Raw genomic sequence first — 21,140 nt, forward strand, 5'->3', positions numbered from 1 at the left:
ACACCCTTCATCGGGCGGTCTCCATCCCGGCGGCCGCCGAGTCGACGATCTGCCCGTCCTTGAGGAAGACGACGCGGTCGGCCCATGCGGCGTAGCGCGGCTCGTGCGTGACCAGCAGCACGGCGGCCCCCGCGTCGGCCCGCTGCCGGAGCACCTGGATGATCTCGTCGCCCGCCCGGGTGTCGAGGGCGCCGGTCGGCTCGTCCGCCAGGAGCAGCCGCCGTTCCCCGACCAGCGCGCGGGCGATGGCGGCCCGCTGGCGCTGGCCGCCCGACAGGTCGTCGGGGAACCGGTCGCCGAGGTCGGCGAGCCCGACCTCCTCCAGCACCGCGAAGGCGTCCCGTCTGGCCTTCGCCGTACGGACGCCGTCCAGCTCGCGCGGCAGCGCGACGTTCTCCGCGACGGTCAGCGACGGGATGAGGTTGAGGTCCTGGAAGACGTATCCGGCGCTCCTGCGGCGCAGCTCCGCCAGTTGCTTCGGCGACAGACCCCGCAGCTCGCGGCCTTCGAGCGTCACCGATCCCTCCGTCGGGCGGTCGAGCCCGCCGGCGAGGTTGAGCAGGGTGGACTTGCCGGACCCGGACGGGCCCATGACCGCGACCAGTTCGCCCGCGTGGGCGTCCAGGCTGACGCCCCGCAGAGCCTGGACGGCTCGCGTCCCCTCGCCGTGGACGCGTACGACACCGGTCAAGCGCACGACCGGCTCGCCGTCCGGAACGGGTAACCGGTCCGGGGGGTGGTGTTCAGTCACGGATTCTCCTTGGTCGGGCGGATGAGCAGGGCCTCGCAGTGGTCGAGCCAGCGTTGCTCCGCTTCCGCGTGGAAGATCATCGAGTCGAGGACGAGGCGCTGCGCGGCCTCCGCGGACGCGTCGAGGCTTCGCTTGGCACGGGTGAGCTCCTGCAGGCCGCGCATCGTCGCGGATCGCTGGACCGCGATGACCGCCGCCGCGTCCACACTCGGGGTGGTGACGGCCATCGCGAGCTTGATGACGAGCTCGTCGCGGGGCCGGTCGGTCCGGGAGACGGGTTTGGCGAACCACCGGTCGAGCTCGTCGCGGCCTTCCTGGGTGATGGCGTATCGAACCCGGCCCTGCTCGTCCTGGTCGCCCTGGCCGTCGCGGGACACCAGGCCGTCGCGTTCGAGGCGGGACAGCGTCGTGTAGACCTGCCCGATGTTCAGTGGCCAGGTCGTCGCCGTGGACGCCTCGAATTCGGCCCTGAGCTGGTAGCCGTAGCGCGGGCCCCGGCTCAGCAGGGCGAGCAGGCCGTGTCGTACTGACATGAATACTCAGTATGCATACTGAGTATGCTCCTGGCGGTGGTTCGGCCCGAAAAAGCCGGAAAAGACGAACGGCCGGCGCCGCGTGGACGCGGCACCGGCCGGAAGCAGATCAGCGGATCAGCGGCGGATGGCCTTGGCGAGGATGGCGACGAAGGCCGCGAAGCCCAGCCCCCCGACGAGGATGGGCGCCATGATGACGGCGTCGGGATCGGGCCCGGTCAGGTAGCGGATCCCCATTCCGATGAACAGCAGGCCGCACAGCAGGGCCATCCAGTCCGTACGGTGCACCCGGCGCGGGCGCTCGGGTCGCGACTCAGGCCGCACGGCGCACCTCCACGTCTCCGATACCGGCCTTGACGTGCAGCTCGATCGTCGGCGCGTCGCCCTCGACGGGTGTCTCCGGCTCCAGGACCCGGTCGAAGCTGACGTCAGTACCGTCCTCGACCTTCTGGTCGATCTTCACCTCGCCCAGTTTGGAGGAACCGTGCACCTCCACGCGGGCGGTCGACGGGACGATCACCGTGAGTTGTCCCATCGACACCGAGGCGTCGAACCTGACCCGGCCGCCCGGCTTGAGCGTCACGTCGCTCAGGTCGAGCTTGCCTTCGCCGATGCCCAGTTCGTAGGCGCCGGGCGACCGGACGGAGCCGACGGGGTGCCAGACGAAGCTGCCGACCTTGCGGGGGATGCCGTTCACCGTCGAGCTTCCCACCAGCACGAGGGCCACGATCGTCCCGGCGGCGACCAGTGCCGCGCCCCGGCCGAACCAGGCCGCGACCAGCAGGCCCGCCCCGATCGTGACGAGGACCGCCCCGCCGACGACCGGCAGGCCGACCGACCCGGAGCCGGTCCGCTGCATGGTGACCATGATCCCTCCAACGATCAGGGCGAGGCAGATGGTGAGGCCGCCGATGAACGACCTGGGGCGCTTGGGCTTCGCCGGCCGTGCGGGCGGCGGCGTGGGCGGGGCGTAGGGGCTCGGCGGGTAGGGCGCGGCGTACGGCTGGTACGGCTCACGCCTCGTGTAGGGGCCGTGGGGGGCGAAGGGCTCTCCGGCCCCGTACCCGTGCCCTCCGGCTCCGTGTCCCATGCCGTGCCGGTGCTCCTGGGCGCCGCCGTGGCCGTACGTGCCCGCCCGCGCCTCGCGGGCAAGGTCGGACAGCCGCCGGTAGCCGTCGCCGGCCGGAGCGGCGGAGCCGGAGGGCCCCGGCGCGCCGGGAGCCCAGCCGGCCGGCGCCCCGTACACGTCCGGCCCCGGGTTGTTGAGGTGCGGCGTGTTCGGGTCTGGGGCGGGCTCCGCGGCCAGCCGGGCGACGGGCTCGAAGGGCCGGGTCGGCGGGTCGCCGTCCGCCCGCCCCGCCGGTGCCGCGTCCCCGGGGACGACCTCCTGGACGAGCGTGTCGTCCACGGCCTGCGGGGTCGCCGCCACCGGGTCCTGGACCATCGTGTCCTGGATCGCGGTCTCGTCCGCGGCCGCGTCCTGGACCATCGTGTCCTGGATCGCGGTGTCGTCCGGGGCTCTGTCCGCGGTGGCGCCGGGGGCGTCCGGGCCGGGGACCGCCGTGTCCGTCGCGGCCCCCTGCGCTGCGGCTCCCTGCGGCGCCGGCGCAGGTGCCTGCGGTGCCGGTGTCTCCCGCAGCGGTGTCTCCGCCATCGGCGCATCCGCCCCGTACGGCTCCCTCGTGGGCGGCGCGGTGAAGGGCGCGAACGGCGCGAAATTCGGGGTGGCCCGGGTCATGCCGCGTCGTCCGGTCGCCCGGTCGGGCATCGACTTGGCCATCGTCAGCAGATCGACGCCGCGCGCGTGGGCGGCCATCAGCACGATGGCCAGCAACGTGCCGACCACGATCGTGCCGCGGTTGATCCCCCCGGAGGCGACGTTGATGATCAGGCCGAACGCGAAGACCGCGGCCAGCAGCGCGAGCACGGTCTCGGCGTCGAACAGCCGCCTGGTCCACTGCTCCAGGTGGCCGGGGCCGCCGCCCGGCTGGCGCATCAGCAGGAACGCCGCGACGTACAGCATGACGCCGATGCCGGAGGCGAGGACCAGCACGGCGAAGCCGACCCGGAAGAGCACGGGGTCCATGCCCGTGAACCTGCCGAGGCCCGCGCAGACGCCCGTGATCATGCGCCCGTCCCGGGAGCGGCTCAGTGCCTTCTCGGGCTCGGGCATGCCGGCGGAGTCGGGATCGGGGGTCGGTGGTGCCTCGGTCATGGTCCCATCCTGGCCTCGCCCGCCGTACCCCTGCCATCGGGGGAACCCCTGACTCGTCCCCGACCCCTCAGGGGTGGCGTCAGGGCATGCCCTGATGCGCTCATGGCTTGTGACGTGTGACGATGCTTCCCGAGATGTCTGAGATGCCTAACGCCCCCGCGGCGTATCCCCGGATGGTCCGGCCCGCCTCTGGCCGGGTGGTCGCGGGCGTCGCGCAGGGTGCCGCCGCCCAGCTGCGGCTCGACCCCGTCGTGCTGCGCCTCGCGTTCGTGCTGCTCACCGTCGTCGACGGGCTGGGCGTCGTGGCGTACGCAGCGCTGTGGATGTTCACCCCCAAGGAGGAGGTGAAGGGCAGCGAGCCGGCCCGCGAGTGGGGCCAGCTCGCCGCGTACGGCGTGCTGTGGCTGGCGCTGGCGGGCTTCGCGTGGATGACGGGCGCCTCCAGCGGCGGGTTCGGCACGTGGCCGATCGCGGTCGGCGGCATCGGCGCGCTGATCCTGTGGCAGCAGGCCGATCCGGGCCGGCGGCAGCGGTGGATGTCCGGCGCGGTCAAGCAGGTCAGCACGACCTGGGTGCGCACCGGCATCGGGGCGCTGCTCGTCGTCGTGGGCGCGATCGGCTTCCTGGCCGCGAGCGGCGAGCTGGCCAAGGCCAGGACCGGGCTCGTGTTCACCGCGGTCGTCGTCGGCGGCATGCTGATGATCGCCGCGCCCTGGCTGGCCTCGCTCGTGAAGGAGCTCCAGCGGGAGCGCACCGAGCGCATCAGGCAGGAGGAGCGGGCCGAGGTGGCCGCCCACGTCCACGACTCGGTGCTGCACACGCTGACCCTCATCCAGCGCAACGCCCACGACGCGCGGGAGGTCGCCCGGCTCGCCCGGTCGCAGGAGCGGGAGCTGCGCAACTGGCTCTACCAGCCCAAGCAGGACGCCGACGCCACCCTCGCCGCGGCCGTACGGCGGGTCGCGGCCGAGGAGGAGGACGCCCACGGCGTGCAGATCGAGGTGGTCTGCGTGGGCGACTGCGAGCTGAACGAGGGCCTGGTGGCCCTGCTGCAGGCCGCCCGGCAGGCGATGGTCAACGCGTGCAAATACAGTGGGGCTCCGGTCGTCTCCGTCTACGCCGAGGTCGAGCCCGACGAGGTGACGGTGTTCGTCCGGGACCGGGGCAAGGGCTTCGTGCTCGACGACGTCCCCGGGGACCGGATGGGCATCCGCCAGTCGATCATCGGCAGGATGGAGCGCAACGGGGGAAGCGCCCGGGTCAGGACCGAGCCGGGCGACGGAACCGAGGTCATGCTGACCATGAAGAGGGAGCAATGAAGACCGTACGCGTGCTGATCGTCGACGACCACCGGCTGTTCCGGTCCGGCGTACGGGCCGAGCTGGGGCCGTCGATCCAGGTGATCGGCGAGGCCGAGGACGTGGAGTCGGCGGTGACGGCGATCGGCGAGCTGCAGCCCGACGTGGTGCTGCTCGACGTGCACATGCCGGGCGGCGGCGGCCAGGAGGTGCTGCGGCGCGTGCTCGGCTCGGGCTCCCAGGTGCGCTTCCTCGCGCTGTCGGTGTCGGACGCGGCAGAGGACGTGATCGGGGTCATCCGGGGCGGCGCCCGGGGCTACGTGACCAAGACGATCAGCGGTGCCGAGCTGACCGACGCGATCATCCGGGTGTCCGAGGGCGACGCGGTGTTCTCGCCGCGGCTGGCCGGGTTCGTGCTCGACGCGTTCGCCTCGACGGAGGCCCCGCCCATCGACCCGGAGCTCGACTCGCTCACCCAGCGGGAGCGCGAGGTGCTGCGGCTGATCGCCCGGGGCTACGCCTACAAGGAGATCGCCAAGGAGCTGTTCATCTCGGTGAAGACGGTCGAGACGCACGTGTCGAGCGTGCTGCGCAAGCTGCAGCTGTCCAACCGGCACGAGCTGTCTCGCTGGGCCACCGCCAGACGTCTGGTCTGACCCCGTCTGTGCGGACCCGTCTGGTGCGATCGCCCCTCGGCGTGCGACGCTCAGTTAATGGGCCGTGACGTACCCTCCGTCTCCTTCAGCCGGGAGGACCGCCGTCGCTACCGGGACAAGGTGAAGCTGTCGCTGGACGTCCTGGCCGAGATGCTGCGGGAGTCGCGGTTCGGGTTCGACCGGCCCCAGATGGGCCTGGAGATCGAGCTGAACCTGGTCGACTCCCGGGGCGAGCCGGCGATGAAGAACGCCGAGGTCCTGGCCGCCATCGCGGAGCCCGACTGGGCGACGGAGCTGGGCCAGTTCAACGTCGAGATCAACATCCCGCCGCAGGTGCTGTCCGGAGAGGGCAGCCGCCTGCTCGAGGAGTCCGTACGGCTGCGCCTCAACCGGGCGCAGGAGCGGGCGGCGCGCGTCGGCGGGCAGCTCATGCTGGTCGGCATCCTGCCGACGCTGCGCGAGAGCGACGTCAGCGAGGGAACGCTGTCGGCCAACCCCCGCTACAAGCTGCTGAACGAGCAGATCTTCGCCGCCAGGGGCGAGGACCTGCACCTCGTGATCGAGGGGGTGGACCGGCTCGACACCTACGCCGACAGCATCACCCCCGAGGCGGCGTGCACGAGCGTGCAGCTCCACCTGCAGGTCAGCCCCGAGACGTTCGCCGACCACTGGAACGCGGCCCAGGTCATCGCCGGTCCGCAGGTCGCGGTCGCGGTCAACTCGCCGTTCCTGTTCGGCAAGGAGCTGTGGCGCGAGACCAGGATCAGCCTGTTCGAGCAGGCCACCGACACCAGGCCCGAGGAGCTGAAGGCCCAGGGCGTGCGGCCGCGCGTCTGGTTCGGGGAGCGGTGGATCACCTCGGTCTTCGACCTGTTCGAGGAGAACGTCCGCTACTTCCCCGCGCTGCTGCCGCTGTGCGACGAGGAGGACCCGAGGCGGATCCTCGACGAGGGCGGCGTGCCCGAGCTGCACGAGCTGCGCCTGCACAACGGCACCGTCTACCGCTGGAACCGGCCCGTCTACGACGTCTCCGACGGCGTCCCCCACCTGCGGGTGGAGAACCGCGTGCTGCCCGCCGGGCCGACGGTGGCCGACATCGCCGCCAACGCCGCGTTCTACTACGGGCTCATGCGCGTGCTCCCGGCGGCCGAGCGGCCCGTGTGGACGCGCATGTCCTTCGCCGCGGCTGAGGACAACCTCCGCAACGCCGCGCGGCACGGCCTCGACGCCCGCCTCTACTGGCCGGGCCTCGGGGAGGTGCCCGCCGCCGAGCTGATCCTGCGCAGGCTGCTGCCCATGGCCTACCACGGGCTCGACCTGTGGGAGGTCGACCCGGTCCAGCGCGACCGGCTGCTCGGCATCATCGAGCGGCGTTGCGTGACCGGCCGTACGGGGGCGGACTGGCAGGTCAGGACGGCCCGCGCGTTCGGCGGCGACCACGAGGCGCTGCGCCGCATGACCCTCCGCTACCTGCAGCACATGCACACCAACGAGCCCGTCCACACCTGGGGGATGTGAGGCCCTCGCGTTCGGCGACGGCGCAAATCTTTGCCGTCCAAATGGGTATTCACATGGAAATGACCCGCCGTACACTGGCCGCGCTCCTGATCCTGGCGCTCCTGGTCGCCTCCTGCGGCACGCTCACCGGCTCCCCGCCCGACCGGGCGCAGCCGGGGGACGCGGCGTCCCGGGGAACGCCGTGCGAGGGCACGGGCGACGACTTCCCCGGCGACGTCAAGCTGGCCAGGTGCCTCACCGAGTGGTTCTGGTCGCAACGCTTCCGGGAGAGCGGCGGCACCTACCGCCCGATCACCCGCTTCGTCGCCTACCAGGGGAACAACGGCCCCGACTGCGGCGGGCAGCCGGCCGTGCCCGAGAACGCCTTCTACTGTCCGTACGGCCATTTCATCGCCTACGACGCGACCTGGCTCAAGGCGATGTACGACCAGATGGGCGACGGGGCGGTCTACGTCGTGATCCCCCACGAACTGGGGCATGCCGTGCAGGCCCAGCTCGTCGAGGACTTCCGCTTCAACGTGCAGCGGGAGCTCCAGGCCGACTGCTACGCGGGGGCCGCGCTGAGCGGCCTGATCCGGGTGGGTGTGCTGGGCGCCGAGCAGGGTGACGAGGAGGAGCTGCTCACCAACCTCCAGGCGGCGGGCGACCCCACCGACGCCTGGTGGGCGCCGGACGCCCACGGCACCCCGCGACAGCGCCGGCAGTACTTCACCCACGGCTACACCGAGGGCGTGGGGGCCTGCTGAGGCCGGGCTCGCCGGGCGGCGATGGGAGCATGGCGGGCTTGACTTCATCCTCCGCCTAAAGGCGGGGGATTCCCGCCCTCACGGGCTGGGCTTCCTGCTTCACAGCCGACCGCACCCGGGAGGACCCGGAATGACTCACGTCAGCTCCACAGGCAGACACCGCTCGACCAGCGGCCAGGATGTTCTTGGCGGCGTTGACGTCCCGGTCGTGCCGGGTGCCGCAGTCCGGACACGTCCAGTGCCGGGTGGACAGGGAGAGTTCGGCGAGCAGGTGCCCGCACGCCGAGCAGGTCTTGGACGACGGATACCAGCGGTCGACCACGATCAGGTGACGGCCGTACCGCCGGGTTTTGTATTCGAGCTGGCGGCGGAACTCGCCCCACCCGCAGTCGGAGATCACCCGGGCGAGGTGCCGGTTACGGACCATTCCCTTGACGTTGAGGTCCTCGATTACGATCAGGTCGTGGTCGCGGACCAGGCGGGATGTGGTCTTGTGCAGGAAGTCGGCGCGGGCATCCCGCACCTTGGTGTGCGCGCGGGCGACCTTCGCCTTGGCTTTGGCCCGGTTGTTCGACCCGCGCTGTTTCCTGGCCATGCGCCGCTGGTAGCGGGCCAGGTTGTGGGCCCTACGCTCCAGGTGACGCGGGTTGGCGATCCGCTGCCCGACGGAGGTCACCGCGAAATCCTTCACCCCCAGGTCGACTCCGACCGCCGAGCCGGCGGCGGGCACCGGTTCGGGCTCGGCCTCGGTCTCCACCGCAAGGCAGGCGTACCAGCGGCCGTCGGGGTCGCGGGAGATCGTCACCGTGGTCGGGTCCAGCGTGGCAAGGTCGATCTTCGCCCACGACCACACGAGCTCCAGCGGCTCGTCCATCTTTGCCAGCCACAGCCGGCCGTCCCGCCATCGGAACGCCGAGCGGGTGTAGGTCGCCGACTGGCGACCGTGGCGGGACTTGAACCGTGGGTAGCGGGCGCGTCCGGCGAAGAAGTTCGCGAACGCCGTGTACTGGTGGCGCAGCGCCTGCTGCAGCGGGACGCTGGAGATCTCGTACAGGAAGTCGTGGCCGCCGTCGCGTTTCAGTTCGGTCAGGTACCGGTCCGATTGCGCGTAAGAGGTTGTCACGCCCTCGGTGCGGTACCGGGCGTGCCTCCAGGCAAGGACCGTGTTCCAGACCAGGCGTACGCAGCCGAACGTGCGGTTGAGCACCGCGGCTTGTTCGTGTGTGGGGTAGATCCGCACCTTGTATGCCGTACGCATGTTCGGATTTTATCGTCCCTTTATTGCCTCAGTCAGCGAAAGGAGCAAGGTCGTGAGTGCTTCGCGCGCTGGGCTGTCCCGGCTTCGCCGGTCCGCCCCTGACGGGGTCCGGATTCCTCCTGGCCCTGAAGGCCCCGGCTTCCTCCGGATATTGCGGTGACGTCGAACCGGACGAGGCGGGCGGGCGTGCTCGGGGGCGCTCTCGGGGTGCTCGCGGCGGCGAACGTGCTCAACAACCGCGTCGCCAGACGGTGGGCGCCGCTGACCTCGGCGGTCGCGACCGGCGCGCTGCTGGCGCTCGCCCGGCGCGAGGGGCTGACCTGGCAGGAGCTGGGCTTCCGCCGCGCCCGCGTCGCGCCGGTGACCGGGGCGCGCTCGTCGCCGGCGTCGTGGCCGTGTACGCCGCCGGAGTGGCCCACCCTCGCACCCGCGCGCTCTTCCACGACGAGCGCGCACTCGCACTGTCGCGCCGCCGGGTGCTGGAGGAGGCCCTGGTGCAGGTGCCGTTCGGGACCGTGCTGCTGGAGGAGGCGGGCTTCCGCGGCGTGCTGCCCGCCCTGCTCGGCCGCTCGCTTCCGGCCCGTACGGCGGTCGCCGCCTCGGCCGCCCTGTTCGGGCTGTGGCACGTGCTGCCCGCCCTGGACATGGCCAGGGCCAACCCCGCACTCGGCCGCCTGACCGCCGGGGAGAACCCGGACGAGGGCACCGGCCTGATGGAGACGGGACGGCTGGAGACGGGGCGGCTGGTGGCGGGGACGGTGGCGTCCACCGCGGTCGCCGGGCTCGTGTTCCACGGGCTGCGCCACCGCGCCGGGCTGCTCGCACCCGCGCTGCTCCACCTGGCGACGAACTCCCTCGGCTACGCCGCCGCCCGGGTGGCCCGCGGCCTGGATCAGCCCTCGCGGGGGTCGGCCAGGCCGGTCCGGTAGGCGTACGCGACCGCCTGGGCCCGATCGCGCACCCCGGCCTTGGCGAAGAGGTTGTTGATGTGCGTCTTGACCGTGGCCTCGCCGATGAACAGGGCGGCGGCGATCTCGGCGTTCGACAGGCCGCGCGCGATGAGCCGCAGCACCTCGGCCTCGCGCGGAGTCAGCCCGCCCGGCGGCGTCCCGGCGCCGGACGATGTCCCGGCATCCGGCGTCCCCGCTCCCGGCGTCCGGCGTGCTCGGGCCGCCTCGCGGGCGTGACGCGGCGAGAAACGCGACCGGTGATCAGGCCTGGCGGCCGGGCCGGGCGTTTCGCCGGGCGGTGCGGTGCCGGTGCCGCCGCCCGTGCCGGTGACGGTGTTCAGGAGGCGGCGCTGCACGCCGGGGTCGAGCTGGGCGTCGCCGTTCATCACCGTCGTGACGGCGCGCGCGATCTCCTCGGCGTCGGCGCTCTTGGTGAGGAAGCCGCGCGCCCCTGCCCGCAGCGCGGCGAAGACCGACTCGTCGTCGGTGTACGTCGTGAGCACGACGACCTGGGTGTCCGGGAACTCGGCGCGGATCCTGCGGGTGGCCTCCACGCCGTCCATCCGGGGCATGCGCAGGTCCATGAGCACGACGTCGGGCCGTTCGCCCGCGACCAGGCGGAGCGCGGCCTCGCCGTCGGACGCCGACCCCACCACCTCGATGTCCGGCAGCAGGCCGAGCAGCAGGACGAGCCCGTCGCGCACCACGGCCTGGTCGTCGACCACGAGCACGCGGGCGGTCATGCCGGCACCCGCAGCCGGACCCGGAAACCGTCCTCGGTCTCGCCGGCCTCCAGGGTGCCGCCCAGGAGTTCGGCGCGTTCGCGCATGCCCACGAGACCGTATCCTCCCCCCGGCGTCCCGGGCTCGTCACTCGGGGGGTTGACGACCTCCAGCTCGCACTCCCGGTCGCCGAAGCTCAGCCGTACGGTGGCGGGAGAGCCGGGGGCGTGCCGCCGCACGTTGGTGACGGCCTCCTGGGCGGTGCGGATCATCGCCAACTCGGTCTCGGGCGGCAGGCGGCGTTCGAACCCGGAGACGACGACGGCGCACTCCTTGCCGGTCGCGTCGCGGAACTCCCCGGCGAGCGCGTCCAGCGCGGCGGGCAGCGGCTGGGCGTCGTCGCGGAGCGCGGCAACGGCCCTGCGCGCTCTTCGAGGCCCTTCTTGGCCAGCTCGCGGGCGCGTTCCACCCGGTCGAGCGCCTCCGGCGACCGGTCGGCGCGCAGCAGCAGCCGGGCGCCTTCGAGGTGCACGATCTGCGCGGACAGGGAGTGCGCCAGGATGTCGTGGATCTCCCTGGCGATCCGGGCGCGCTCGGCCAGCACGGCCTCGCCCGCCTGGGCGGCCGTGGCGGCCCTGCGCTGCCTGATGGCGTAGGCGACCGCGAAGACAACGCAGACGGAGACGCACAGGCTGACGTCGCGCTCCTGCGCGTCGGGGGCGACCGGCGGCAGCAGGCCCGTGACGCTCGACCCCAGGCCCGCCAGGGCCAGCAGCAGGAGCGGCAGCGACCGGCTGAGCGGGTGCCGTACGGCCGCGGCTCCGACACAGAACATGAGTACGGCGACGGCCGGGCCGCTGTCCGAGACCATGTCGAGGGCGATGGTCGCCACGAGGGCGAGCCCGATGAGGACGGCCTCCGCGGGCCCGTCGTTCCAGCGCCGCGGCAGGATCGGCCAGAGCCGGACGACGACCATGAGGGTCAGTGCGACGGCGATCGCGGCCGTCAGCGCGGTGACGGCGAGCCGGTCGCCGGTCAGGCCGAACCCCGGCGGGCTGGTCGCCTGCCCGCCGACCAGCATGGCGATCACCGCCAGCCGCAGGCACGCAGCGGCGATCGCGTTCCTGCGGCGGGATTCCGGGCCGGCCTGGACATGTCCGTCACGACTGGGCACGTCCCGACGTTAGCGCCCCTCCCGCCAATCTTTGCCCCGTCGCGTCGCCCAGAGCGGCACCTCGCCGCGTTGTCGTCGTCGCCGATGACGCTGTCATCGGCTCCTCCTCCGCCTTGCGATGCACCACTCTGGACACCGCTCCGCACGGGCAAATCTTGGCGGTCGCGGCGCTAGCGGGCCGTCTGGACACCCGACACGGGGACGGTGGGCAGGGCGCTCGCCCGCCGGGCGACGACCAGGAACTGGACGCCGAGGGTCACGCCGACGAACAGGAGCACGGAGGTCTGCGACGAGGCGAGGCCGAGGAGGGAGGTCAGGGCGATCATCGCGATCCGGACGGCGATGGAGCCCACCCAGGCGACCAGGGTCGTGACGGTGCCCTGCGACCACGCCACGCCGTGCTGGTCGCGCCACACACGTGTCGTCATGGCCCGCAGCACGCCGAGGCCGGCGGCCACGAGGAGTTCCGCGACGAGCACGGCGAGGCTCAGCGCCGTGTGACGGGGATCGACGAGCGCGCCGCCGCCGAGGCCCCCCACGACCATCACGGCGGCGATGATCAGACCCACGGGCCTGGCGACCGGCCTCGGCTTCATCTGCCGGTAGATCAGGAGGGCGAGTACGGCCAGGGCGACGACGACGATCTGTGCGGTTTCCATGCGCACGACGGTAGGAAGACCGGGCGCGCACCGGATCGGAGCGCGGGTGGAAACCGGGGTGGAGATCAGGCGATCTCCACCCGGGGTGGAGGGCCCGGCGCGTCCGGTTCAGGCGGTGTCGACCCGCTGGAACGCCTCCGCGTACGAGCCCTCGGGGAGGCCCGCGGCGGCGGCGTGACCGGAGAGCCAGCCCTTGACCATGCCGTCCAGGTCGGGGACGTGCGCGGTCTGGCTCTCGTGCGCGCGCAGCGCGGCGATCTTGCGATCGACGGTGGAGGTGACGTCGACGTAGTGGTTGACGGTCATCCCGCCCGTGAGCCACACCTCGCGGACGGTCCAGGCCTCCAGGCCCTCGTCGGCGAGCAGTTCGGGGAAGGTGTACGGGTTGCGCGCGTCGGGGTAGACCGCGTCGAGGGTGGCGCCGCCGACCGCGCGGTGGTCGGGGTGGCTGGGGCCCAGCCGCTCGTAGTTGCGCTCCGGGGCCGAGGTGATGACCAGGTCTGGCCGCACCTGGCGGATCACCCGCGTGATGTCCCGCCGCAGGCCGAGCGTCTGCTCGACCACGCCGTCCTGGTAGCCCAGGAAGCGCAGGTCGGTCACCCCGACGCACTTGGCCGCCGCCGTCTGCTCCGCCCGGCGCAGCGCGGCCATGCCGCCGTTGTCCACCGCCCGGTCGAACCCGCCCGCGTCACCATCGGTGACCAGGCAGTACACCACCTCGGCGCCCGCCTCGGTCAGTCTGGCGACCGTGCCCGCGCCGCCGAAGTCGATGTCGTCGGGGTGCGCGACGACCACCAGCACCTTCTTGATTTCCGCCTCGTCCAGCACGAGCAGCCTCCTCATGGTCCGGCACATCACCTTAAACGGGACTTGCCGGGCGAGTGGGCTCCGGATGTCGGCGCGCGGTCATAACCTAAGGAGGTGTCCACCCGAGCCGCCACTCATCCGTTGCTCGACGGCCTCAACCCGCAGCAGCGGGACGCCGTCACCCACCAGGGCAGTCCGCTGCTGATCGTCGCCGGGGCCGGCTCCGGGAAGACCAGGGTGCTGACGCACCGCATCGCATACCTGCTGGCGGAGCGTGACGTCCAGCCGGGGGAGATCCTCGCGATCACCTTCACCAACAAGGCCGCTCGCGAGATGAAGGAGCGGGTCGACAAGCTCATCGGGCCGCGGTCCAGGGCCATGTGGGTGATGACGTTCCACAGCGCGTGCGTGCGGATCCTGCGGCGCGAGGCGAAGCGGCTGGGCTTCACCTCCAGCTTCTCGATCTACGACCAGGCCGACTCCCAGCGGCTCATGGCGATGGTGTGCCGCGAGCTCGACCTCGACCCCAAGCGCTACCCGCCGCGCTCCTTCTCGGCCCAGGTCAGCAACTTCAAGAACGAGCTGATCGACTACGAGACGGCGGCCGACCGGGCCTCGACCCATCTGGAACGCACGCTCGCCGAGGCGTACCGCACCTACCAGCGGCGGCTCACCGAGGCCGGCGCGATGGACTTCGACGACCTGATCATGCTGACGGTCACGCTGTTCCAGCTCTTCCCCGACGTGGCCGAGCACTACCGGCGGCGGTTCCGGCACGTGATGGTCGACGAGTACCAGGACACCAACCACGCGCAGTACATGCTGATCCGCGAGCTGGTCGGGCGGCCCGAGGTGCGCACCGCCGACGGCGACGTGGTGCGGGAGGGCGTCGAGCCCTCCGAACTGGTGGTCGTCGGCGACGCCGACCAGTCGATCTACGCCTTCCGTGGTGCGACGATCCGCAACATCCTGGAGTTCGAGCGCGACTATCCGGACGCGCGGACGATCCTGCTGGAGCAGAACTACCGCTCCACGCAGACGATCCTGAACGCCGCCAACGCGGTCATCTCCCGCAACGAGGGCCGCAAGCCGAAGAACCTGTGGTCCGACCAGGGCGCGGGTCCGAAGATCATCGGTTACGCGGCCGACAACGAGCACGACGAGGCCATGTTCGTCGCGCAGGAGGTCGACCGGCTCGGCGACGACCACGGGGTGACCCCCGGCGACGTGGCGGTCTTCTACCGCACGAACGCCGCCTCCCGCGTGTTCGAGGAGATCTTCATCCGCACCGGCCTGCCGTACAAGGTCGTGGGCGGGGTGCGGTTCTACGAGCGCAAGGAGGTCAAGGACCTGCTCGCCTACCTGCGGGTCCTGGCCAACCCGAACGACACGGTGTCGCTGCGGCGCATCCTCAACGTACCCAAGCGCGGCATCGGCGACCGCGCGGAGGCGATGATCGAGGCGTTCGCCAACCGGGAGCGCATCGGCTTCTGGGAGGCGCTGCGCCGGGCCGACGAGGCGCCGGGCGTGGCCACCCGCTCGCTGAACGCGATCCGCGACTTCGTCACGTTGCTGGACGAGTTGCGCGCAAAGGAGCTTCCGCTGTCCGACCTGGCCGAGGAGGTGCTGAGCGCCACCGGCTACCGGACGGAGCTGGAGACCTCGGGCGACCCGCAGGACGAGAGCCGGCTGGAGAACCTCAACGAGCTGATCTCGGTGGCCGCCGAGTTCGAGGAGGCGAACCCGGAGGGCACGCTCGTCGACTTCCTCGAGCAGGTCTCGCTGGTCGCCGACGCCGACCAGATCCCGGAGGGGGACGACCACGGCGGGGTGGTCACGCTGATGACCCTGCACACCGCCAAGGGCCTGGAGTTCCCCGTGGTGTTCCTCACGGGCATGGAGGACGGCGTCTTCCCGCACATGCGCTCGCTGAGCGACCCGAAGGAACTGGAGGAGGAGCGCAGGCTGGCGTACGTCGGCATCACCCGGGCCAAGGAGCGGCTCTACCTGTCCAGGTCGGCGGTCCGCTCGGCCTGGGGCGCGCCGTCGTTCAACCCCGCCTCGCGCTTCCTGTCCGAGGTGCCGGGCGACCTGGTCGAGTGGCGCGGCGACCCGGGCAAGACCGCCTGGTCCGCCGCGACCTCCCGCCCGGCCGCCCGTACGGCTCCCGCGCAGAAGCCCGGCGGCCGGCAGATCCCGAACCTGTCGCCGGGCGACCGGGTCACCCACGACACGTTCGGGCTGGGCACCGTGGTGGCGGTGGACGGTCAGGCCGAGAAGACGCGAGTGAAGATCGACTTCGGAAGCGAGGGCGAGAAGACCCTGCTTCTCGCCTACGCGCCGATCGACAAGCTCTGATCGACAAGCTCTGAGCCCGTCCTCCCGGTGCCCATGCTCCTGGGGTGTACGAGGTGGCGGGAAACGCGGCCATGCGGTTGCCCGAGCGTTGGAGAGCAGGTAAGAGCCGAGGTCACGGGCGTTTCCGTTGTCTTGCGGCCGCCGCGGGACCGGTCGCATACTGGCGTGGAGCGGTGTCACTCGCGCGCGGGGTGGGCGGTGTCACTCGCGCGGGGGAGGTCTGGCGCGCACGAACAGGTGCGCCATGGCCACGTATGAACGCCACTACGTCGCCGTGTGATCGTGACGGGATTCTCCGAGCGCGTGGAGGCTCTTTCCGAGCAGGCAAGACCCGCGAAGCGGGGGCGATCAGCGGCGAACTCGGCGGGATCACCGTCGGCGACGCAGCCGGCGATTCCGGCCGGCTCATGTGCGCGTCATCGGACCGCGTGCCGGAAGGACCGATCGCAGCGCCACACTCTCAGCCGCCTGATCAGGGAGCGCCGCATGAACACGTCATCTCACCGTCGTCGTACGGATCACCGGCGAGTAGTGGCGCTGTGCATCCTGCTCGCGACCTGCCTGGCGTTGGCGCTACAGGCGTGCGACTCCCCGCGGCAGCGGGCCAGGCCCCACGGCACCTGGAGCAGGAGCGGCCTGGTCGACGGGCAGATCGGCCCGGTGCGGCTGCTGCACGTCCACATCCTCGCCCCGCCCATGAACGAGCAGAAGGCCGGCGACGACCTGGGGCTGTACCTGACCCTGGTCAATAACAGCGACCGACCGCAGACGCTCGACGGCGTCAGCACCGTCCACGCCGAGCGGGTCGTTTACCGGCAAGGGCCGTCCTCCCCCCAGCAGGCCGTCAATGTGACGATCCCCGCTCACGGGGCCGTCTCCCTCCAGCAAGGCCACGACCGCCCGCACCTGGAGCTCGTCGACATCCACCGCCCGCTCGGTGCCACTCCCATCGACGTCACGTTCCGCTTCCCCACCGCGGGCACGATCACCCTCCGCATCCCCGTCCTCCCGCTGTCACGAGGGGCCGGATCGCCCACACCCGTCCGCAGTTAGTCGCGGCGACCGGTTGGGCGTCCGGAGCGGCCGGCCGGCTCCTAAAGGCCCCCGCGGTGGTCGTGCGGACCACCGGGGGCCGAGGGCGTGTCATGGACTCCGGGTGGCCTGCCGTCAGGGCCGGCCGCTCGACGCCGCGCGGTAGTGCAGATCCTGCACGTACGGCGTCGCGGTGATGGCGAAGGGCGACACCACCGTGGCCACGTTCGTGGAATTGCGGGAGACCGAGGCCGAGGCGGAGCCCGGCCGCAGGGCGAACGTCTTGGCGTAGACCCCGGCGGGCGCGTCGTAGGTCTGCCCGGTGCCGCCGACGTCCACACTGACCTGGGCCGCCGCGGTCAGCATGGTCAGCACCTCGACCGTGTCCCGCGGCTGTGTGCTGCCCGTACGGAGCTTCATCAGCTTCGTCTCGCCGTAGGAGGGGGTGGCCGCGACCGGGTGCACCCGGTGCGTCAGGTATGCCACGTCCTTGGTGATCGCGGGGCAGCCGAGCTTGTAGCAGGTCAGGTAGTAGGCGCTGATGTCGAGGTAGGTCCACCCGGCGTTCCTCGACGGGGCGAACTGGGTGTTCTCCGAGTAGTCGTTCCAGGTGACGAGCTGGACCCAGTCGGCCTCGCCGTCGATCGCGCCTTTCCAGGTGGCTCGGAGGTTCTCCGTGTTGGCGGCCTCGTCGTAAATGCCCTGGTTGGGCCGCTCGTCCTGGACGGACACCGGCTGCATCCAGATCTTGCCCATGTCGTGGGCGCGGTCGATGTTGGCCGTCAGGCCGCTGTTGGCGGCGGGGCTGCGGCCGCCCCAGTTGGCGAAGCCGTAGCTGATCGAGCTGAAGGCGTCGCGATACTTGGTGAAGTCGAGGAAGCAGGGGACGAGGGCGACCTTGATGCCGTGCTCGGTCTCCATGGTCGTCATCCAGTCCGCCCACCAGGCGGCGGTGCGTCCCTCCGCCTTGAAGGGCGCGACGACCAGCCGGTTGTCGCCGAGCCGGTAGACCGACTTCGAGGCCGCCAGCGTGGCCACGGCGTCGGCCAAGGCCGCGCTGTCGGCCGAGGCGAGGCCGTTCATGTCGGGCATGAGCACGATCTTGAAGGCGGGATCGACGGCCTCGGCGGCCTGGATGAGCTTCTGAACCCGGGTCCAGTGGGTGCCCGTCAACGACAGGATGTCGACGGTGAAGCCGTCCAGCCCGGCCGCGATGGCCTGCCGCACCTCGGTCGTGAAGTCGGCCAGCGCCCAGTCGCCGGTGAGCGGGTCACGTCCGAGGGGCCGGTCGCGCAGCAGCCCGCCGTAGGCGGAGTGCTTGCCGCTTTCGCCGTCGGGATTGAGGTAGTTCCTGGTGTAGTAGTCGTCCGCCGGGGCCTTGTTGTCGAGCGAGACCGGGTAGGGCGTGAAGTAGTGGGCGAACACCTTTTTGGCCGACGCCCGGAGCTGAGCCGTCGTGGGCATGGTGAACGGCAGCGGCCCCGCCGTGCCCTCGGTATAGCTGATCTTCAGTGTGGGGGTCAGGGCCTCGCCCGCCCGAGAGGAGTGCAGGACGGTCGTGGTCGCCGAGGTGCCGGTCAGCGCGAAGGCGTAGGTTCCGTTGCCCTTGACCACCGAGGAGACGTCGAGCGTGGCGGTCCCGCCGGCGGTGAACCCGCTGTGCGAGTCGATCACTTCGCCCATGGCCGGCCGGGTGTTCCAGGTGGTGCCGGTCTCCGTCCAGGCGCCGGTCACCGGACGGACCGCGATGGTGGTGTCGGTCGTTCTCGCCGAGGTCACGGCGAGGGTCACGGTGACGCCTGCGGCGCCTGCGGGGATGCCGGCGACCGTGAACCGGACGAGGGCGACGCGCTGCCCGGCGGCCGTGCCGCCGCAGGCGCTGCCGCACACGCTCATCCAGGTCGCGGTGCCGAAGTTCTTGGTGGGCTCCGCCTCGCTCACGAAGACGTCGTCGGTGGCGGCGACGCTCGTGGAGACGGCCCCGGCCGTGGAGGTGGCCGCCGAGGTGCCTGTGGTGGTGAGGGCGGTGCCGGTCGCGGACGCGGGCGTGGGAGCGAGCACGGCCGCCAGCAGGGTGGCGAACATCGCCAGCGCCGGCAGGAGTCCGCGATGCGCCCCGGTTCTCAGGGGCGAGCGTTGGGACTGCGTAGTCATCAGCCCAGATTGGGACAAGATCGATCAGCATGCACGATCTTCGCCGAAGTCGCCCGACTTGGAACGATGACAATTTCGGTGCGCCCGAAACGGCACACGACCCCGGGCCGTCGGCGCCCGCGAAGCAGGCGCGCCCGGACGCCCGGAAACGGGCTGAAACGGAACGGCCGGCCCCCGGGTGTGATCACCCAGGGGCCGGCCGCCTCTGTTCAGCGCCGCGCGGGGGGCTCGGCCGCGCGGTTCAGTGCCTGATCGCCCGCCCGGTTCAGTCGTTGGGCAGGATGACGGTGCCCGGCGTCTCCGGCACGTCGCCGTCGAGGTCGGACAGGTTCGCGACCTGGCTCTTCGGCGGCGCCTTGACCGTGACCTTCCTGCCCCAGCCGGCGAACGTCTGGTCCTCGGACAGGGTGAAGGTGAAGGAATCGCCGTCGGCCTTCATCTTCAGGTCGACGCTCGCCGAGGCGCGGCGGACGAGCTGGTCGGCGCCGATCCACAGCTTCCAGGACACCACGGTCTTGCCGGGGTTGGACCCCAGGCTGGCGAGGCTGTCCTTGACGCTCGGGCTGGCCTTCATGAGCTGGCTCAGCGTGATGGTGCCGCGGTAGAGCGTGGTCTTCGCGCCGTTGACGCTGCCGCCCGGCCCCTTGGCCTTGGTGGTCGCGAGGACCGCCTTGAGGTTGCGCCAGTCGGTGGGGTTCAACGGGCTGAACGAGGTGTTCGCCCGCACCCCGGGGATCCGCAGCCAGGTCTTGCCCTCGGGGAGCATGGTCGAGTAGACCCCGCCCGAGAAGTAGCCCGACCCACCGAGGACGATCATGCGGAGGGGCTTCTCCGCGTCCTTCAGGTCCTCGTCCTCGTCCTTCAGCAGCTCGCTGTATTTGCTCTTCTGCGTGCTGTCGGCGGCGACGACGCCGGGCCGGCCGAAGGCGTAGCCGCCGTTCGAGGTGAATTTGACGGCGGTGACGCCGGCGATGCTCAGCGTGCCCGAGGAGACGAACCGCACGCCGTGGCCGGCGACGAACTGCTTGCGCAGCGCCGCCACCGGGTCGGCGGCGGGGGCTGGCGCTTGCGCCGAGGTCTGAGCCTGCGCGGGGGCGGCGACGGCGGGCGCCACGAGCGCGGCCGTCGCGGCGCACGCCAGCGCCATGAGTGCTCGCTTCAAGGTGATTCCTCCCGTAAGTGCCCTCAAGATCAGGAGGGCAGCTTGGGAATCCTTGCGGTTCATGATCACAGGAAAGTAACGAAAATAAGGATTTCCTGTGAGTATTCAGCTAGTGGCTCGGTATGCGGGCTGATTATTATTTCGCCGCGAAAAGTTCGGATGCGAAAGGACGTCATGGAGGAGAAGGCGGCGGTCGAGGAGATCACACGGCTCTATCCCGCCGTCCACCGGCGCCTGCGCACGTCCGGCCGCCTCCTGCCGGGGGGTGACGTGACCGCCCGCATGCTGTCGGTCCTGCGTCATCTGGCGGCGTACGGGCCGCTCACGGTGGGCGACCTGGCCGGGCGCCTGCGGCTGTCGCGGGCCGCGACCACCGAACTCCTCGACCGCGTCGAGAGTCGTGGGCTGGTCGCGCGGATACGCGACCAGCGCGACCGGCGGCGTGTGTACGTCCGGATCACCGAGACGGGCCGCACCGCGACCGTGAACGCGGGCCGCGACGACGCCGAGCGCGACGACGACCCGCTGGCGGCGGCCGTGCGCACGATGACCCCGCAGGAGAGGCAGGGGCTCGTGGACGGCCTGCGCGCGCTGCTGCGGGGACGGCCGGCGGGCGGCTGACACGGGGCCGTTCCGCGGAAGGTCCACGGGCGGCGGTTAGCTTCGGGCAGCGGGCACCGTAGGGAGGTCTTCATGGCAGGCAGGATTCGGGTCGTCGTCGCGAAGCCGGGGCTCGACGGGCACGACCGCGGGGTCAAGGTGGTGGCGCGGGCGCTGCGCGACGCGGGCATGGAGGTCATCTACACGGGACTGCACCAGACGCCGGAGCAGATCGTCCGTACGGCCATCCAGGAGGACGCGGCGGCGATCGGGCTGTCGATCCTGTCCGGCGCCCACATGACCTTGTTCGCCCGGCTCTTCGAGGTCCTGCGCGAGGAGGGCGCCGAGGACATCGTCGTGTTCGGCGGGGGCATCATCCCCGAGGCCGACATCCCCGAACTCGCGAAGATGGGGGTCGCGAGGATATTCACGCCGGGGTCCACGACGCAGGAGATCGTGGAATGGGTCCGTTCGGCGGTCCCAGCCACCGTTTAGGCATTTTGCCCAACCTTGCCGTACCCAAGGGTTGTTGGCAAGGCTCCAGTGG

The 21,140-nt window shown here is 71.4% G+C and carries 21 protein-coding genes; 9 read left to right on the forward strand and 12 right to left on the reverse strand.

Going from position 1 to position 21,140, the window contains the following annotated elements; all coding sequences use genetic code 11:
* Positions 1-7: 7 nt before the first annotated feature.
* The 4 genes from B1L11_RS29225 to B1L11_RS29240 all read right to left on the reverse strand — a co-directional run bounded on the left by B1L11_RS29225 (position 8) and on the right by B1L11_RS29240 (position 3,499).
* Positions 8-751, reverse strand: coding sequence for an ABC transporter ATP-binding protein (locus B1L11_RS29225; protein WP_079318249.1), 744 nt, complete (start codon positions 749-751; stop codon positions 8-10).
* The gene (locus B1L11_RS29230; protein WP_079318251.1) at positions 748-1,284 is read right to left on the reverse strand and encodes a PadR family transcriptional regulator; all 537 of its coding nucleotides are present in this window, start codon (positions 1,282-1,284) and stop codon (positions 748-750) included. The genes B1L11_RS29225 and B1L11_RS29230 overlap by 4 nt, the downstream gene beginning before the upstream one ends.
* A 117-nt stretch (positions 1,285-1,401) precedes the next feature.
* Positions 1,402-1,608 carry a hypothetical protein gene (locus B1L11_RS29235; RefSeq protein ID WP_079318253.1) on the reverse strand — a complete coding sequence of 69 codons (207 nt, stop codon included), beginning with the start codon at positions 1,606-1,608 and terminating at the stop codon, positions 1,402-1,404.
* Positions 1,598-3,499, reverse strand: a complete 1,902-nt coding sequence (locus B1L11_RS29240; RefSeq protein ID WP_079318255.1) for a PspC domain-containing protein — start codon at positions 3,497-3,499, stop codon at positions 1,598-1,600. Before B1L11_RS29240 ends, B1L11_RS29235 begins: the two co-directional genes overlap by 11 nt.
* A 143-nt stretch (positions 3,500-3,642) precedes the next feature.
* On the opposite strand from B1L11_RS29240, the gene B1L11_RS29245 reads away from it, so the two are divergent.
* Genes B1L11_RS29245 through B1L11_RS29260 form a run of 4 tightly spaced genes read left to right on the forward strand, consistent with a single transcriptional unit; the run spans position 3,643 to position 7,717 of the window.
* Entirely contained in the window at positions 3,643-4,818 is a 1,176-nt protein-coding gene (locus B1L11_RS29245) for an ATP-binding protein (RefSeq protein WP_079318287.1), read from the forward strand.
* Positions 4,815-5,453, forward strand: a complete 639-nt coding sequence (locus B1L11_RS29250; protein ID WP_076432599.1) for a response regulator transcription factor — start codon at positions 4,815-4,817, stop codon at positions 5,451-5,453. Before B1L11_RS29245 ends, B1L11_RS29250 begins: the two co-directional genes overlap by 4 nt.
* A 57-nt stretch (positions 5,454-5,510) precedes the next feature.
* Positions 5,511-6,971 (forward strand): glutamate--cysteine ligase, encoded by a 1,461-nt coding sequence (locus B1L11_RS29255; protein ID WP_079318257.1) that lies wholly within the window; start codon positions 5,511-5,513, stop codon positions 6,969-6,971.
* Between the two features lie 59 nt (positions 6,972-7,030).
* Positions 7,031-7,717 (forward strand): neutral zinc metallopeptidase, encoded by a 687-nt coding sequence (locus B1L11_RS29260; protein ID WP_079318289.1) that lies wholly within the window; start codon positions 7,031-7,033, stop codon positions 7,715-7,717.
* 55 nt (positions 7,718-7,772) lie between these two features.
* On the opposite strand, the gene B1L11_RS29265 is transcribed toward B1L11_RS29260, so the two are convergent.
* A complete protein-coding gene (locus B1L11_RS29265) occupies positions 7,773-8,975 on the reverse strand; it encodes an RNA-guided endonuclease TnpB family protein (RefSeq protein ID WP_079318259.1) in 1,203 nt (400 codons plus the stop codon).
* A 389-nt stretch (positions 8,976-9,364) separates the two neighbouring features.
* Here B1L11_RS29265 and B1L11_RS29270 point away from each other — a divergent pair, with 389 nt between their 5' ends.
* Positions 9,365-9,904, forward strand: coding sequence for a type II CAAX prenyl endopeptidase Rce1 family protein (locus tag B1L11_RS29270; protein ID WP_256862998.1), 540 nt, complete (start codon positions 9,365-9,367; stop codon positions 9,902-9,904).
* Here B1L11_RS29270 and B1L11_RS54195 read toward each other — a convergent pair.
* The 5 genes from B1L11_RS54195 to B1L11_RS29295 form a co-directional block, all read right to left on the reverse strand.
* The gene (locus B1L11_RS54195; protein WP_079318261.1) at positions 9,868-10,668 is read right to left on the reverse strand and encodes a response regulator transcription factor; all 801 of its coding nucleotides are present in this window, start codon (positions 10,666-10,668) and stop codon (positions 9,868-9,870) included. The two genes, B1L11_RS29270 and B1L11_RS54195, sit on opposite strands and share 37 nt — an antisense overlap.
* Positions 10,665-10,919, reverse strand: coding sequence for an ATP-binding protein (locus B1L11_RS29280; protein ID WP_079318263.1), 255 nt, complete (start codon positions 10,917-10,919; stop codon positions 10,665-10,667). The genes B1L11_RS54195 and B1L11_RS29280 overlap by 4 nt, the downstream gene beginning before the upstream one ends.
* A complete protein-coding gene (locus tag B1L11_RS29285) occupies positions 10,916-11,821 on the reverse strand; it encodes a histidine kinase dimerization/phosphoacceptor domain-containing protein (protein WP_143737631.1) in 906 nt (301 codons plus the stop codon). Before B1L11_RS29285 ends, B1L11_RS29280 begins: the two co-directional genes overlap by 4 nt.
* A gap of 170 nt (positions 11,822-11,991) precedes the next feature.
* Positions 11,992-12,480 (reverse strand): hypothetical protein, encoded by a 489-nt coding sequence (locus B1L11_RS29290; RefSeq protein WP_079318267.1) that lies wholly within the window; start codon positions 12,478-12,480, stop codon positions 11,992-11,994.
* Between the two features lie 108 nt (positions 12,481-12,588).
* Entirely contained in the window at positions 12,589-13,323 is a 735-nt protein-coding gene (locus B1L11_RS29295; RefSeq protein WP_256862999.1) for a PIG-L deacetylase family protein, read from the reverse strand.
* Positions 13,324-13,428: 105 nt separating this feature from the next.
* Here B1L11_RS29295 and pcrA point away from each other — a divergent pair, with 105 nt between their 5' ends.
* The gene (gene pcrA, locus B1L11_RS29300) at positions 13,429-15,645 is read left to right on the forward strand and encodes a DNA helicase PcrA (RefSeq protein ID WP_143737633.1); all 2,217 of its coding nucleotides are present in this window, start codon (positions 13,429-13,431) and stop codon (positions 15,643-15,645) included.
* Positions 15,646-16,131: 486 nt separating this feature from the next.
* Positions 16,132-16,698 carry a copper chaperone PCu(A)C gene (locus B1L11_RS29305; protein ID WP_079318271.1) on the forward strand — a complete coding sequence of 189 codons (567 nt, stop codon included), beginning with the start codon at positions 16,132-16,134 and terminating at the stop codon, positions 16,696-16,698.
* 114 nt (positions 16,699-16,812) lie between these two features.
* Here B1L11_RS29305 and B1L11_RS29310 read toward each other — a convergent pair whose 3' ends face one another.
* Both B1L11_RS29310 and B1L11_RS29315 read right to left on the reverse strand, forming a co-directional pair.
* On the reverse strand, positions 16,813-18,831 hold the full coding sequence (locus B1L11_RS29310; RefSeq protein ID WP_256863000.1) for an endo-1,3-alpha-glucanase family glycosylhydrolase: 2,019 nt from the start codon (positions 18,829-18,831) through the stop codon (positions 16,813-16,815).
* Positions 18,832-19,096: 265 nt separating this feature from the next.
* Positions 19,097-19,993, reverse strand: coding sequence for a hypothetical protein (locus B1L11_RS29315; RefSeq protein ID WP_143737632.1), 897 nt, complete (start codon positions 19,991-19,993; stop codon positions 19,097-19,099).
* A gap of 174 nt (positions 19,994-20,167) precedes the next feature.
* Here B1L11_RS29315 and B1L11_RS29320 point away from each other — a divergent pair, with 174 nt between their 5' ends.
* Positions 20,168-20,614, forward strand: a complete 447-nt coding sequence (locus tag B1L11_RS29320; RefSeq protein ID WP_179155378.1) for a MarR family winged helix-turn-helix transcriptional regulator — start codon at positions 20,168-20,170, stop codon at positions 20,612-20,614.
* Positions 20,615-20,686: 72 nt separating this feature from the next.
* The gene (locus B1L11_RS29325) at positions 20,687-21,088 is read left to right on the forward strand and encodes a cobalamin B12-binding domain-containing protein (protein WP_076433118.1); all 402 of its coding nucleotides are present in this window, start codon (positions 20,687-20,689) and stop codon (positions 21,086-21,088) included.
* Positions 21,089-21,140 lie beyond the last annotated feature (52 nt).

The sequence above is a fragment of the Microbispora sp. GKU 823 genome (assembly GCF_002027145.1).
Classification (GTDB): Bacteria; Actinomycetota; Actinomycetes; order Streptosporangiales; family Streptosporangiaceae; genus Microbispora; species Microbispora siamensis.